The sequence below is a fragment of the Massilia scottii genome, assembly GCF_030846495.1.
GTDB lineage: Bacteria > Pseudomonadota > Gammaproteobacteria > Burkholderiales > Burkholderiaceae_D > Telluria_A > Telluria_A violaceinigra.
On the sequence record NZ_JAVCWM010000014.1, the window covers coordinates 15030 to 29118 of the forward strand.

Sequence of the window (14089 nt, forward strand, 5' to 3'; positions counted from 1 at the left end):
ATGTTCGTCGTACGGCTGTGCTTGCTGGATATATTCCGTCGAATCAGCGGCCGTCGCCCCCGCGCCAAGGCGGCCCTCGGCGGGGGCGACGGTATGCTCAAACCACCGGCAACTGATGCGCCTTGAACTGATCGCGCAGCTTGTTCTTTTGAATCTTGCCCGTCGCCCCCATCGGCAGTGCATCGATGAACACCACGTCATCCGGCATCCAGAATTTGGCGATCTTGCCTTCAAAAAAGGCCAGCATCTCTTCGCGCGTCACGTCCATGCCTGGTCGTTTGACCACCAATAACAGCGGACGTTCATCCCATTTTGGATGCGCGATGCCGATACACGCCGCCTGCAGCACCGACGGATGCGACATGGCAATGTTCTCCAGGTCGATGGTGCCGATCCATTCCCCGCCGGACTTGATCACGTCCTTGCTGCGGTCGGTAATCTGCATATAGCCGTCGGCATCGATGGTGGCCACGTCGCCGGTCGGGAACCAGCCATCCTGCAGCACGTCGCCGCCTTCATTCTTGAAATAGCTCCTGATAATCCATGGCCCCTTGACCAGCAAGTGACCGTAGGTGCTGCCATCCCACGGCAATTCGGTGCCTGCGTCGTCGACGATCTTCATGTCGACGCCGTACACCGCGTGGCCCTGCTTCTGCAAAATCTTGCGCTGCGCATCCTTCGGCAAGGCCAGGTGCTTGGTCTGCAAGCCACCCGCGGTGCCCAGCGGCGACATTTCCGTCATGCCCCAGGCATGGATGACCTCGACATTGAACTTGTCGATCAGGGTGTCCATCATCGCGGGCGGGCAAGCCGAGCCGCCGATTACCGTGCGCCGGAAGGTGCTGAACTGCAGCTGGTTCTGGAGCGCATGATTGATCAGGCCCAGCCAGACAGTCGGCACGCCGGCCGAGAAAGTGACTTTTTCCGCCTCGAACAGCTCGTACAGCGACTTGCCGTCCAGCGCCGCGCCCGGATACACCATCTTGGCGCCCGACAGCAGCACCGAGTACGGCAAGCCCCAGGCATTGACGTGGAACATCGGCACGACCGGCAGCACGGTGTCGGCCGAGGACACATTGAGCGCGTTCGGCATGGCGGAACCATACGCGTGCAGCACGGTCGACCGGTGCGAGTACAGCGCGCCCTTGGGGTTGCCCGTGGTACCCGACGTATAGCACAGCGAAGCGGCCGAGTTTTCGTCGAACAGCGGCCACTGGTAATCGTCCGAGCTGCTCGAAATGAGATCTTCGTAGCACAGCAGTTGCGGGATCCTGGTCTCGGCCGGCATGTGCTCGCGCCCGGCCATCAGGATGAAGGCCTTGACGGTGGTGCAGTGGGCGGCCACGGCTTCGATCAGCGGCAGGAAGGTCAGGTCGAAGTACAGGTACTGGTCTTCGGCGTGGTTGGTGATGTAGGCGATCTGTTCGGGGTGCAGGCGCGGGTTGATCGTATGCAGCACGGCGCCCGAACCGGACACCGCGTAATACAGTTCCATGTGGCGGTAGCCGTTCCAGGCCAGGGTGGCGACCCGGTCGCCGAGCTTGACGCCCAGGCCGGTAAGCGCATTGGCCATCTGGCGCGCGCGCTGGTGGCAGTCGCGGTAGGTGTAGCGGTGCAAGTCGCCTTCGACCCGCCGTGAAACGATTTCGGTGCTGCCGTAATGCCTTGCCGCGAATTCGATAATGCTGGAGATGAGCAAAGGCTGGTCCATCATTTGCCCCATCAGTGGGCTCATCGGGTAAGACGTCATCAATACTCCTGTCATTACGTTGCGGCCGCACTGCGGCAACCGTTGACTTAGTTTCGTACGACCGTGCTAAAACAGTCAATCAATTTCGATGGTGCAGCGCATCCAGACCAACCGGTCCACTGCCCCACGCTTGCGCCGGGCGCCCGCCAGCGCGTGCGGGCCCGGCCAAAAAATGGACGGTACGGTAGAATTCCGCTATTGTTTTCACCTACTACCGCGACTGGATCAGCTATTAACGTCGATGACTTGCCACTGGACAATTCCTTTGCCGAATTGCCTCCCGCTTTCTACACCCGGCTCATGCCCACACCGCTGCCAGCGCCTTATTTTGTGGCCGCCAGCGCGCGCGCGGCCACGCTGGTCGGGCTCGACCCGGCCGTGCTGGCGCAGGATGACTTCGTCGCCACCTTCACCGGCAACCACGTGCCGCCACGCGCCAAGCCGCTCGCGGCCGTCTATTCCGGGCACCAGTTCGGGGTCTGGGCCGGCCAGCTCGGTGACGGCCGCGCCATCCTGCTCGGCCAGCTCGCCGGTCCCCAGGGCCCGATGGAGCTGCAGCTCAAGGGCGCCGGCAAGACTCCTTACTCGCGCATGGGCGACGGGCGCGCCGTATTGCGCTCGTCGATCCGCGAATTCCTGTGCTCCGAAGCAATGGCCGCGCTCGGCATCCCGACCACGCGCGCCCTCGTCGTCACCGGGTCCGGCCAGGGTATCTTTCGCGAAACGGTCGAAAGCGCGGCCGTGGTCACGCGCATGGCGCCAAGTTTTGTGCGTTTCGGCTCGTTCGAGCACTGGTCCTCGCGCGACAAGCCGGAAGAACTGCGCATCCTGGCCGACCATGTCATCGCCACCTTCTACCCGGAACTGAGCGGCGCGCCGAATCCCTACCAGGCCCTGCTGCAGGAAGTCACCCGCCGCACCGCGCACATGATTGCGCACTGGCAAGCGGTCGGCTTCATGCATGGCGTCATGAACACCGACAATATGTCGATCCTCGGCCTGACGCTCGACTACGGCCCGTTCGGCTTCATGGAAGCCTTCGATTCCCAGCATATCTGCAATCACACCGACCAGCAGGGGCGCTATTCCTACGCCAACCAGCCCGAGGTGGGCCACTGGAACTGCTACGCCCTGGCCCAGGCCCTGCTGCCGCTGATCGGCAGCGTCGAGGAAGCGCAGGATGCGCTGGCGCTCTACCAGCCGGCCTTCGCCAGCAAGATCGACGAATTGCTGCGCGCCAAGCTGGGCCTGACCACGGCGCAAGAGGACGACGCGCAGCTGTTCGACGCCATGTTTACGCTGATGAACGACAGCCATGTCGACTTCACCCAGTTTTTCCGCAAGCTCGGCACGCTGCAGGCCGGCGATCCCGCGCAGGACAGCCCCTTGCGCGACATGTTTTATGCACGGGAGGATTTCGACGCCTGGGCGGCCCGTTACCGCGCCCGCCTGCAGGCCGAAGCGAGCGTCGACGCGCAGCGCAAGCTTGCAATGGACCGTGTCAACCCAAAGTATGTATTGCGCAATTACCTGGCCCAGGTTGCCATCGAAAAAGCGCAAGACAAGGATTTCTCCGAAGTGGCGCGGCTGCTTGCCGTGCTGGAGCATCCATTCGACGAACAACCCCACAACGAGCACTACGCAGCGTTGCCGCCCGACTGGGCGAGCCACCTCGAAGTCAGCTGTTCATCCTGAAAGAAGCTGCCATGTCCGATAAAGTCACCAAAACCGACGCCGAATGGCGTGCCATGCTCGACCCGATGGAATACGAGGTCACGCGCCACGCGGCCACCGAACGCGCCTTCACCGGCAAGTTCTGGGACCACCACGAGCACGGCATCTACACCTGCGTGTGCTGCAACACGCCGCTGTTCGCCTCCGACACCAAATTCGATTCCGGCTGCGGCTGGCCGAGCTACTTCAAGGCGCTCGACCCGGCCAATGTGATCGAAAAAAGCGACCGTACGCATGGTATGCTGCGCACCGAGATCATTTGCGCGGTCTGCGACGCGCATCTCGGCCACGTGTTTCCGGACGGCCCACCGCCGACCGGATTGCGCTATTGCATTAATTCCGCTTCACTGCGTTTCGACCCAACTTGAACCACCAATAACAACATGAAACTTCTGTTCGACTTTTTCCCCATTTTGCTGTTCTTCGGCGTCTTCAAGCTCGCCGAGATATATCAGCAGGCATCGTTCGCCATCGCCACCACCTATCTGGGCGGACTCGTTGCCGGAGGGAGCATCAAGCCGGACCAGGCGCCGATCATGATCGCCACGGTGGTCGCGATCGTCGCCACCACCTTTCAGCTGGTCTACCTCAAGCTGCGCGGCCGCAAGATCGACGCCATGCTGTGGGTGTCCTTTCTCATCATCACCTTCTTCGGCGGCATGACGATCTACTTCCACGACGACACCTTCATCAAGTGGAAACCGACCATCATCTACTGGGTCTTCGCGTTCGCCATGGGCGTGGCGCAGTTTGGCTTCGGCAAGAACCTGATGCGCCAGGCGATGGAAGCGCAGATCAAGCTGCCAGAGCCGGTGTGGAAGAACGTGGGCCTGTCGTGGATGGTGTTCTTCTTCGCGCTCGGCCTGGTCAACCTGCTGGCCGCGTTTGTCATTTTCAAGGGCAACACGAGCGCCTGGGTCAGCTTCAAGCTGTTCGGCATCAACGGCTTGCTGTTCGCCTTCATCATCGTGCAGACGCTGATGCTGTCGAAGCATATCGAAGCGGAGGAACAGGCATGAACATGGCTACCCGTCCCGAGCGCATCCGCGCGCTTCTCACGACCGCGCTCGAACCGAGCGTACTCGAACTGACCGACGAATCGGCCCTGCATGCAGGCCACGCCGGGGCCGCTTCAGGAGGCAGCCACTTCCGCCTCAAGATCGTCTCGGCGCGTTTCGAGGGGCTCAGACTCGTCATGCGACATCGACTCGTGTATGATTCCGTGCACGATATGATGCACAATGAAATCCATGCGCTTGCCATCACTGCGCTGGCACCGTCCGAGCTGTGATCATTGCGCCTTCAGAACGCGTTAAGAAATATGTCCGACAATTGAACGTAAAGTAAAAAAACTAATCTAACCTTTGTCCGAGTAACTTTTTCAAACAGGATTGAATAATGACCTTTAAGCCAGCCCGCTTGCTGTTAGCACTGATCGCCGTTGCCGCCATGCCTGCCTTTGCGCAGAATGCCGCCGTTGTCAACGGCAAGCCCATTCCTTTGGCGCGTGTCGATGCAGTCGTCAAGCAAGTTGTTGCCCAAGGCCAGCAGCCGGATTCGCCGGAACTGCGCGAAATGGTCAAGAAAGACCTGATCGCCCGCGAAGTCATGATGCAGGAAGCCCTGAAAAAGGGTTTCGAGAAAGACGCCACCGTCAAGCAGCAGCTCGACAGCGCGCGCCAGACCATCGTCATCAACGCACTGGTGCGTGACTATGTGACCAAGAACGCCGTCAGCGACGCCGACATCAAGGCCGAATACGAGCGCTATAAGCTGGCGACCGGCGACAAGGAATACCATGTGCGCCATATCCTTGCCGAGAACGAAGCCGACGCCAAGGCCATCATCGCCAAGCTGAAGGGCGGCGCCAAGTTTGAAGACCTGGCCAAGACCTCCAAGGATACCGGGACCGCCAACAGCGGTGGCGATCTGGACTGGGCACTGCCATCGTCGTTCCCGAAACCGTTCAGCGACGCCTTCGTCAGCCTGCAAAAAGGCCAGGTCGGCGAGAACCCCGTGCAAACGCCGGCCGGCTTCCACGTTGTCAAGCTCGACGACACGCGCCCTGCCAAGGTGCAAACGCTCGACGAACTGAAACAACAGATTGTCGATATGCTGCAGCAAAAGAAACTGCAAGCCTATCAGGAAGAAATGATCAAGAAAGCGTCGATCAAGTAAGATCGTACGGCCGGCGCACACGTGCGCCGGCGCTCGCTGGGCGAGATTGGCGGTATGATCCGTCCAGCCGCATACTTTTGTAATTTATAGGATCTAAAATAATGATGTTGAAGCCTGCCCGCCTGTTGTTAGCCATCCTCGCGCTGGCCGCTGCGCCTGCGTTCGCGCAGAAAACTAGTGCTCCGAGTAGTGCTCCTATTGCTACCGTCAACGGCAAAGCCATTCCAGCCGCCAGGGTCGATCAGATCGTCAAGCAGGTCGTTGCTCAAGGCAAGCAGACCGATTCCCCGCAACTGCGCGAAGCGATCAAGAAAGACCTGATCGGCCGTGAAGTCATGATCCAGGAGGCTGACAAGCAAGGCTTCGGCATGCGTCCTGAAGTCAAGTCCGCGCTCGAGAACGCGCGCCAGAGCATCATCATCAACGCGATGCTGGCCGACTACGTCAAGAAGAACCCGGTCAAGGATGCCGAGATCAAGGCCGAGTACGACAAGTACAAATCCACGGTCGGCGACAAGGAATACCACGCCAAGCACATCCTGGTGCCAACCGAAGAAGAAGCCAAGGCGCTCATCGCCAAGCTGAAAACCGGCAGCAAGTTTGAAGAGCTGGCCAAGGCCTCCTCGAAAGACGGCTCGGCGGCCAACGGCGGCGATCTCAACTGGGCGGGCCCGAACGACTACGTGCCTGAGTTCTCGAAGGCCATGGTCGCCCTGCAAAAAGGTGCGATCACCGACACCCCGGTCAAGACGCAGTACGGCTACCACGTCATCAAGCTGGAAGATTCCCGTGCGACCAAGATTTTGCCACTGGAAGAAATCAAGCAGCAAGTCGCCGAATCGCTGCAACAGCGCAAGCTGCAGCAGTTCCGCGAAGATCTGATGAAAAAGGCGACGATCAAGTAAATCTGGCCAGTCCGCTACAAGGGCGCATCCTCGGATGCGCTTTTTTTTCGTCTATTCGATTCCGGCACGCGACGCCGGCCGTCTACGCGGGTCATCCTAAGCAACTGCGACTTGCCCCCTACGCATTTCGGTGCCGTTCCATGGTCCTGGTAGCGTGCTTGACGAGATCTCTTCGGCACGTTGGCAAAAAAATGGTATATGATGACCATCATGCAGAGCTCAAAAACAAGGCGCAGTGCGTCAAGCCGCAAGGAAGCCACCCACGAACGCATCGTCGAGGTCGCCTCGCGGGCGATCCGGCGTAGCGGATACGCCGGCACGGGCGTGGCCGACATCATGAAAGAAGCGGGCCTGACCCATGGTGGCTTTTACGCCCACTTTGCCTCGCGCGACGCCTTGCTGGCCGAGGCGGCCGACCGGGCCGGCGCCGACGCAGTGGCCGCATCGGCGCGCATCGCCGCCTGCGCCGCCCCGGGTCAAGGCTTGCAGGCGCTGATCCACGCTTACCTGTCGCCGCAGCACCTGGCCGCCATCGAAGCCGGCTGCCCCGTGGCGGCCCTGTGCTCGGAGATGGCGCGCCAGGCGCCGGAAGTGCGGCGCGCCGCCACCCAGCATATCAAGGCCATGATCGATCTCATCGCGCGCCAGTCGCCGGATTGGGGCCAGCCCGGCGTGCACGAGCAGGCCGTCACCACGCTAGCCACCCTGATCGGCAGCCTGATGCTGGCGCGCGCCGTCGACGATCCCAAACTGGCCGACAGCTTTCTGCACAACGCAAAACATACCCTGGACCCTGCCGGCAACTGAACGCGGCGCCTCGCCGCGCCAATTTTTTGACTACGAAATATGATGATCGTCATATATAACACCCACCCCTGCCACTGAATCAGATTGCCATGAGATCGGAATAACATTATGAACAACAAAATTGCATTGGTCACCGGAGCATCCTCCGGCATCGGCGAGTCCACCGCGCAGCGTCTCGCGCAGGCCGGCTACACCGTCCACGGCACCACCCGCGCCGCCTCGCCGCGCGCGCAAGGCGCGGTGGACATGCTGACGCTGGACGTCACCAGCGACGACTCGGTCGAGACTGCGATTGCGGAAGTGCTGCGCCGCCATGGCCGCATCGACCTGCTGGTCAACAATGCCGGCTTCGGCGTGGCGCCGGCCGCCGCCGAGGAAAGCTCGATCGAGCAGGCGCGCGCCATCTTCGACACCAACTTCTTCGGCATGGTGCGCATGACGCGCGCCGTGGTACCTCACATGCGCAAGCTAGGCAGCGGCCGCATTCTGAATATCGGCTCGGTGCTCGGTTTCCTGCCGATGCCCTACATGGCCCTGTATTCGGCCACCAAGCACGCCGTTGCCGGCTATTCGGAATCGCTCGACCATGAGCTGCGCACCCTCGGCATCCGTGTGTCGGTGATCGAGCCGGGCTATATCAAGACGCCGTTCGACGCCAACTCGCTCGCGCCCGACCTGCCGCTTGCCATGTATGGCACGCTGCGTGCCGCCTTGAACGCGCGCGTGAAAGAGGTGCTGCTCACAGCGCAGGGGCCGGACGTCGTGGCGGAGACCGTCTTGCAGGCGGCAACAGCGGCGCACCCGAAGCTGCGCTACGCTGCCGGTACCCTTGCCGGCCGCATGCGTTTGCTGCGCAGATTCGCTCCTGCCAGCCTGGTCGATGCCGGCATCCGCAAAGACCTGCGCCTGGAAGCAGCCTGATCATGAAAGCATTCATCCTGGAAGCGTATTCAAAAAAAGGCGCGCTGCGCAGCGCCGAAGGTCGCGGAACCAGTCGTGCGCGACGACGATGTTGTGCTCAACAGCCAGGATGCGGCCACGCTGGAACAATCGCTGCGCGTGCTCAAACCGGGAACTGCGCTGGATGCCGCGCGAGGCGATCTCATCCCATATGCGCGACCTCAAGCCGGCGGCGGCGCCTCATGCCGGGCGCGCGAATCGGCCGGCGCTTCCGCCCGCTCATGCATGCCATAGTCGCGCATGACGGCCGCCACGCGCAAGCGGTAATCGGCGAAGATGAACGCGCGCCCCTGCTCCTGCGTTTCACGGTGCAAGCCGTGGTTGCGCCACGCGCGCACCGCCTCCTCATCGCGCCAGAACGACAGCGACAGGATCTTGCCGGGGTCCGACAGGCTCTGGAAGCGTTCGATCGACAGGAAGCCATCCATCCGTTCGAGTTCAGGCCGCAGCTTCGCGGCGGCGTCCAGGTAGGCCTGGCGATGCGCCTCGTGCGGGATTACCTCGAAGATCACGGCGATCATTGCGCGGCCCGCTGGAACGCGCTCTCGACCACCTCGGTAAAGGTGCGCTCTTCGCGCAGGATGAAGCGCTTTTCCTGCGCCATGGCGAAGTTGGCACGGCTTTCCGGATCGAGGCGCAGGCGCGCGCGGTAGGCCTCGTAGGCGGCCAGGCTATCGAAGCCGACCAGGCCCCAGGCTTCGTAGTTGGTGCCTTCGAGCGGCAGGAAGTACCCAATCAGCTTGCCGCCGCAGCGCGGGATGATGCGGCCCCAGTTGTCGGCATAATCGCGAAACGCATCGCGCTGGAAGGGATCGATTTCGTAGCGGATAAAGCAGGCGATAGTCATGATGGTCCTCGGTGAACTGAAGACCTGACTATAAGGGAATGCGGCTGACAAATGGTTCGACGTGGAGCGAACCATCGCGCGGCTGTGAAGCGCGTCCTGTTAAAGTGCGTCGTCCCAGAGCGACACATCGTGCGCCACGAAGGCGACCCTGCTGCCCGGTTCGGGCCACAAGCCGCCCATCTCTTCTTCCGACAAACAGAAACAGGCTTCGCCGGCCATGATGAACGCATGGCGTTGTGCGCTCGGGTCGCTGGGCACCGATTGGCTTTCGAGCATGCCGGTGACCTTGAATGATCCCGGTGTGTCCAGCGCTTCCACGGCGTTCATTGCCGCTTGATCGAGCACGCCAAATTGCGTGACCGAACCCTGGGTGATTTCGACGTGGAATTCCATGCCCAGGCAGTCGTCGGCGCGTTCGAGCGCCGGTACCAGCCGGGCGATGCCGCTGAAGGCGGCACTGCGGAAGTGGACGACGAAACTCGGTTGCGGGGTGTAGCCGATCAGGCGCATCGATGCGCTGTCGATTTCTTCAATTGTTATGTTCATCGTGGATGCTCCAGCTGACAGGTTTTCGGCCACAAGGCCGTGTTCTCGACCGAATCACGTTAACTGCAAAACCGCCATTCCCGCACGGGCGGGAATGGCGGTTTTGAGTGCTGTGGCTCGTTTTGGGTTTGGCTTAACTTAACCGACCCACTTGCGCGCATTCCGGAACATGCGCATCCACGGCGAATCCTCGCCCCATGCTTCCGGATGCCACGACTGCTGCACCGAACGGAACACGCGCTCGGCGTGCGGCATCAGCACGCTGAAGCGTCCGTCCGCCGTCGTCACCGACGTCAGCCCCTCAGGCGAACCGTTCGGGTTGAACGGATACGCCTCGGTGGCCGCACCGCGGTTGTCGACAAAGCGCATCGCCTTGACCACCGCGCCAATATCGCCCGTCTGCGAGAAGTCGGCAAACCCTTCGCCGTGCGCGATCGCAATCGCCGCTTGCGTGCCCGCCATGCCGCTGAAGAAAATCGACGGCGAATCGAGCACCTCGACCATCGCAAAGCGCGCCTCGAACTGCTCCGATTTGTTGCGCGTGAACTTCGGCCACGCATGCGCACCCGGAATGATCGATTTCAGGTTGCTCATCATCTGGCAACCGTTGCACACGCCCAGTCCGAACGTGTCGGCACGGTTGAAGAAGCGCGCGAACTGGTCCGCCAACTGGGCGTTGAACAGAATCGTCTTGGCCCAGCCCTCGCCGGCACCGAGCACGTCGCCGTACGAGAAGCCACCGACGGCAATGATGCCATGGAAGTCGTCCAGCTTGGCGCGGCCGGCAATCAGGTCGCTCATGTGCACGTCGACCGCCGCAAATCCGGCCTGGTGCATCACCCACGCGGTCTCGATGTGCGAGTTCACGCCCTGCTCGCGCAGGATCGCCACGCGCGGGCGCACGCCCGTCGCCACGAACGGCGCGGCGATGTTCTCGCTCGGGTCGAACGTCAGCTTCGGCGTAATGCCAGGGTCGGTTTCGTCCAGCAGGCGCTCGTACTCGGCGTCGGCACAGGCAGGATTGTCGCGCAGGCGCGCAATGCGCCAGCTCGTTTCGCTCCACACGCGGTGCAGCGCGCTGCGCGCTTCGGTGTAGATCACCTTGGCGTCGCGCGTGAATTCGATCACGCCACGCTCGTTCGGCTTGCCGATGATATGGCTGCACGCGCCCAGATTGTGCTCGCGCAGCACATTCATGACGGCCGACTTTTCGTCCGCACGTACCTGGATCACGGCGCCCAGTTCTTCGCTGAACAAGGCACGCAGGGTTTGCTCGTTGCGGCGCTCGGCCACCTGGCCCGCCCAATTCTTGGCGTCGCCCCAGTCGGCGCCATGGCCGGCTTCGAGGGTAAGGATGTCAAGGTTGACCGACAGGCCGCTGCGGCCCGCGAACGCCATTTCGCACAAGGTGGCGAACAGGCCGCCATCGGAACGGTCGTGGTAAGCGAGCAGCTTGTCGTCGGCGTTGAGCTGCTGGATCGCCGCGAAGAAGCCCTTCAGGTCGTCCGCGCTGTCGACGTCCGGTGTCTCGTTGCCGAGCTGCTGGGTCACCAGCGACAGCGCCGAGGCGCCGAGGCGGTTCTTGCCGCGTCCCAGATCGATCAGGATCAGCGCAGTCTCGCCGGCATCCTGCTTGATCTGCGGCGTGAGCGAACGGCGTACGTCATATACAGGAGCGAACGAGGAGACGATCAGCGAGACGGGCGACGTGACCGCCTTGGCCGCGTCGTCATCGCGCCAGGTGGTGCGCATCGACAGCGAATCCTTGCCGACCGGGATACTGATACCCAGCGCCGGGCACAGTTCCATGCCGACCGCCTTGACGGTATCGAACAGCGCGGCATCCTGCCCCGGCTGGCCGCACGCGGCCATCCAGTTGGCCGACAGCTTGATATCGGAGATATCGCGGATCGGCGCGGCGGCGATGTTGGTCACCGCTTCGCCGACCGCCATGCGGCCCGACGCGGCGGCGTCGATCACCGCCAGCGGGGTGCGTTCGCCCATTGCCATCGCTTCGCCAAGGTAGCCCTCGAAGCTCATGGCGGTAACGGCGCAATCGGCCACCGGAACCTGCCACGGGCCGACCATCTGGTCGCGCACCGTGGTGCCGCCAACCGTACGGTCGCCAATCGTGATCAGGAACGATTTGTCGGCCACCGCGGGCAGCAGCAGCACGCGCTTGGCCACATCGGCCAGATCGAGGCCGGTCAGGTCGATTGCGGGGAATTCATTGTGCACGTGAGTGACGTCGCGCTGCATCTTGGGCGGCTTGCCGAGCAAGACGTCCATCGGCATGTCGACCGGCGAGTTGCCCAGTTCCGGATCGATCAGCTTGAGCTGGCGCTCTTCGGTGGCCACGCCGACGGCCGCGAACAGGCAGCGCTCACGCTCGCACATGGCGGCGAACAGCGCCAGGCTCTCGGGAGCAATCGCCAGCACGTAGCGTTCCTGCGATTCGTTGGACCAGATTTCTTTCGGCGCCATGCCGCTTTCTTCGAGCGGCACCTTGCGCAGGTTGAAAATCGCGCCGCGCCTGGCGTCGTTGGTGATTTCCGGGAAAGCGTTCGACAGCCCGCCCGCGCCCACGTCGTGGATCGAGATGATCGGATTGTCCGCGCCCATCTGCCAGCAGGCGTTGATGACTTCCTGCGCGCGCCGTTCCATTTCGGGATTGCCGCGCTGGACCGAGTCGAAATCCAGGTCGGCCGTGTTGGTGCCGGTCGCCATCGACGACGCGGCGCTGCCGCCCATCCCGATGCGCATGCCGGGGCCACCGAGCTGGATCAGCAGGCTGCCGACCGGGATGTCGTTCTTGTGCGTGTGCTGGCCGGAGATATTGCCGATGCCGCCGGCGATCATGATCGGCTTGTGGTAGCCGAACACCGCGTCGGGCATGCCCGCGCTCAGCGCGCCGACATTCTGTTCGTAGGTGCGGAAGTAGCCGCCCAGGACCGGACGGCCAAACTCGTTGCTGAACGCGGCGCCGCCGAGCGGGCCTTCGATCATGATCTGCAGCGGCGAGGCGATGCGGTCAGGCTTGCCATAGGCCGCCGCTGGCGCGCGCTCACCGAACGGCTGGTTGACGTTGGCCGCGTTTTCCCATGGACGCACGGCGTCCGGGATCATCAGGTTCGAGACCGTGAAGCCGGTCAGGCCAGCCTTCGGCTTGGCGCCGCGGCCGGTCGCGCCTTCGTCGCGGATCTCGCCGCCCGCGCCGGTGGAGGCGCCGGGAAACGGCGAAATCGCGGTCGGGTGATTGTGCGTTTCGACCTTCATCAGGGTGTGCGTCAGTTCCGTCGACGGGGCGTATTCGTGCCCTGCGCCGCGCGGATAGAAACGCATGACGGTCGCCCCTTCCATGATCGACGAGTTGTCGCTGTAGGCGACGATCGTGCCTTTCGGCTGCAGCTGGTGCGTGTTCTTGATCATCTGGAACAACGACTTGTCCTGCGCCACGCCGTCGACGATCCAGTCGGCGTTGAAAATCTTGTGGCGGCAATGCTCGCTGTTCGCCTGCGCGAACATCATCAGTTCGACGTCGGTCGGGTTGCGCCCGGCTTTCGTGAACGCGTCGAACAGGTAGTCGATTTCATCGTCCGACAGGGCCAGGCCAAGTTCGGTGTTCGCTTTCTCGAGCGCGTGCTTGCCGGCGCCGATGACATCCACCGATTCCAGCGGGCGCGCTTCGAGTTCGCGGAACAGGCTTGAGGCCTGGTCGGCGTTGCGCAGCACGCTTTCGGTCATGCGGTCGTGCAGCAGGGCTGCTACCGCTTCGGTTTCCGCGTCGGAGAGCTTCTTGGCCGCGCCGATGCTGCTGCCCAGGATGCCCGTTTTCAGGCTGACCGAAAATGCAATCCCCCGCTCGATCCGGTGCACATGCGCCATGCCGCAGTTGTGCGCGATGTCGGTCGCTTTCGATGCCCATGGCGAGATGGTACCCAGACGCGGGATGACGAAAAATTCTTCCGTCACGCCTTCGTGCGGGCTCGCTGCGGCAGGTTCGCCGTAGGTCAGCATCGCGGACAGGCGCGACGTGTCGTCCGCCGACAGCGCCGCGCTGGTATCGATAAAGTGATAAAAACGCGCCTGGACCGCCGTAATCGCCGGGGCGACAGCTTGCAATTGGCTCAGGAGGCGTTGGCTGCGAAATACGGACAGGGCATTGGAACCCGGTAGTATCAACATGGTTGGAAGGTGGTTGATGCAGCGAGGCTGCGGGGTTAAAGGTAATGAAGGCACTAATCTGGGCAAGGCTGAAATCCTTTAGGCCGACATTATACCGTGTTGCTACCCCGACAGCGCGGCGTATTCGCCTCACCGCCTCGCGTGCCTGTTGCCGCCAGCAGGAACATTAGCGTATCG

13 protein-coding genes are annotated in these 14089 nt (G+C 62.4%); 8 read left to right on the plus strand and 5 right to left on the minus strand.

The window, feature by feature from the left end:
• Positions 1-97 precede the first annotated feature (97 nt).
• A complete protein-coding gene (locus RBA41_RS19730) occupies positions 98-1750 on the minus strand; it encodes a 3-(methylthio)propionyl-CoA ligase (RefSeq protein WP_306625970.1) in 1653 nt (550 codons plus the stop codon).
• Between the two features lie 198 nt (positions 1751-1948).
• On the opposite strand from RBA41_RS19730, the gene RBA41_RS19735 reads away from it, so the two are divergent.
• From RBA41_RS19735 to RBA41_RS19770, 8 genes are all read left to right on the plus strand, one after another.
• Positions 1949-3445 carry a protein adenylyltransferase SelO gene (locus RBA41_RS19735; protein WP_445352073.1) on the plus strand — a complete coding sequence of 499 codons (1497 nt, stop codon included), beginning with the start codon at positions 1949-1951 and terminating at the stop codon, positions 3443-3445.
• Between the two features lie 11 nt (positions 3446-3456).
• Entirely contained in the window at positions 3457-3852 is a 396-nt protein-coding gene (gene msrB / locus RBA41_RS19740; protein ID WP_306625972.1) for a peptide-methionine (R)-S-oxide reductase MsrB, read from the plus strand.
• A 15-nt stretch (positions 3853-3867) separates the two neighbouring features.
• Positions 3868-4503 (plus strand): septation protein A, encoded by a 636-nt coding sequence (locus RBA41_RS19745; RefSeq protein ID WP_306625973.1) that lies wholly within the window; start codon positions 3868-3870, stop codon positions 4501-4503.
• Positions 4500-4775, plus strand: coding sequence for a BolA family protein (locus tag RBA41_RS19750; protein WP_306625974.1), 276 nt, complete (start codon positions 4500-4502; stop codon positions 4773-4775). The genes RBA41_RS19745 and RBA41_RS19750 overlap by 4 nt, the downstream gene beginning before the upstream one ends.
• Positions 4776-4882: 107 nt before the next feature.
• Positions 4883-5662 carry a peptidylprolyl isomerase gene (locus RBA41_RS19755; protein ID WP_306625975.1) on the plus strand — a complete coding sequence of 260 codons (780 nt, stop codon included), beginning with the start codon at positions 4883-4885 and terminating at the stop codon, positions 5660-5662.
• A 101-nt stretch (positions 5663-5763) separates the two neighbouring features.
• Positions 5764-6567 carry a peptidylprolyl isomerase gene (locus RBA41_RS19760; protein ID WP_306625976.1) on the plus strand — a complete coding sequence of 268 codons (804 nt, stop codon included), beginning with the start codon at positions 5764-5766 and terminating at the stop codon, positions 6565-6567.
• Between the two features lie 198 nt (positions 6568-6765).
• Positions 6766-7374 carry a TetR/AcrR family transcriptional regulator gene (locus tag RBA41_RS19765; RefSeq protein ID WP_306625977.1) on the plus strand — a complete coding sequence of 203 codons (609 nt, stop codon included), beginning with the start codon at positions 6766-6768 and terminating at the stop codon, positions 7372-7374.
• Positions 7375-7482: 108 nt separating this feature from the next.
• Positions 7483-8295: an oxidoreductase gene (locus RBA41_RS19770; protein ID WP_306625978.1), complete on the plus strand. Its 813-nt coding sequence runs from the start codon at positions 7483-7485 to the stop codon at positions 8293-8295.
• Between the two features lie 200 nt (positions 8296-8495).
• Here RBA41_RS19770 and RBA41_RS19775 read toward each other — a convergent pair whose 3' ends face one another.
• The 4 genes from RBA41_RS19775 to purL form a co-directional block, all read right to left on the minus strand.
• Positions 8496-8855, minus strand: a complete 360-nt coding sequence (locus RBA41_RS19775; protein WP_306625979.1) for an antibiotic biosynthesis monooxygenase family protein — start codon at positions 8853-8855, stop codon at positions 8496-8498.
• Positions 8852-9181 (minus strand): NIPSNAP family protein, encoded by a 330-nt coding sequence (locus tag RBA41_RS19780; RefSeq protein WP_306625980.1) that lies wholly within the window; start codon positions 9179-9181, stop codon positions 8852-8854. The genes RBA41_RS19775 and RBA41_RS19780 overlap by 4 nt, the downstream gene beginning before the upstream one ends.
• 99 nt (positions 9182-9280) lie before the next feature.
• Positions 9281-9727 (minus strand): hypothetical protein, encoded by a 447-nt coding sequence (locus RBA41_RS19785; protein ID WP_306625981.1) that lies wholly within the window; start codon positions 9725-9727, stop codon positions 9281-9283.
• Positions 9728-9865: 138 nt separating this feature from the next.
• On the minus strand, positions 9866-13912 hold the full coding sequence (gene purL, locus RBA41_RS19790) for a phosphoribosylformylglycinamidine synthase (protein WP_306625982.1): 4047 nt from the start codon (positions 13910-13912) through the stop codon (positions 9866-9868).
• Between the last annotated feature and the right edge of the window lie 177 nt (positions 13913-14089).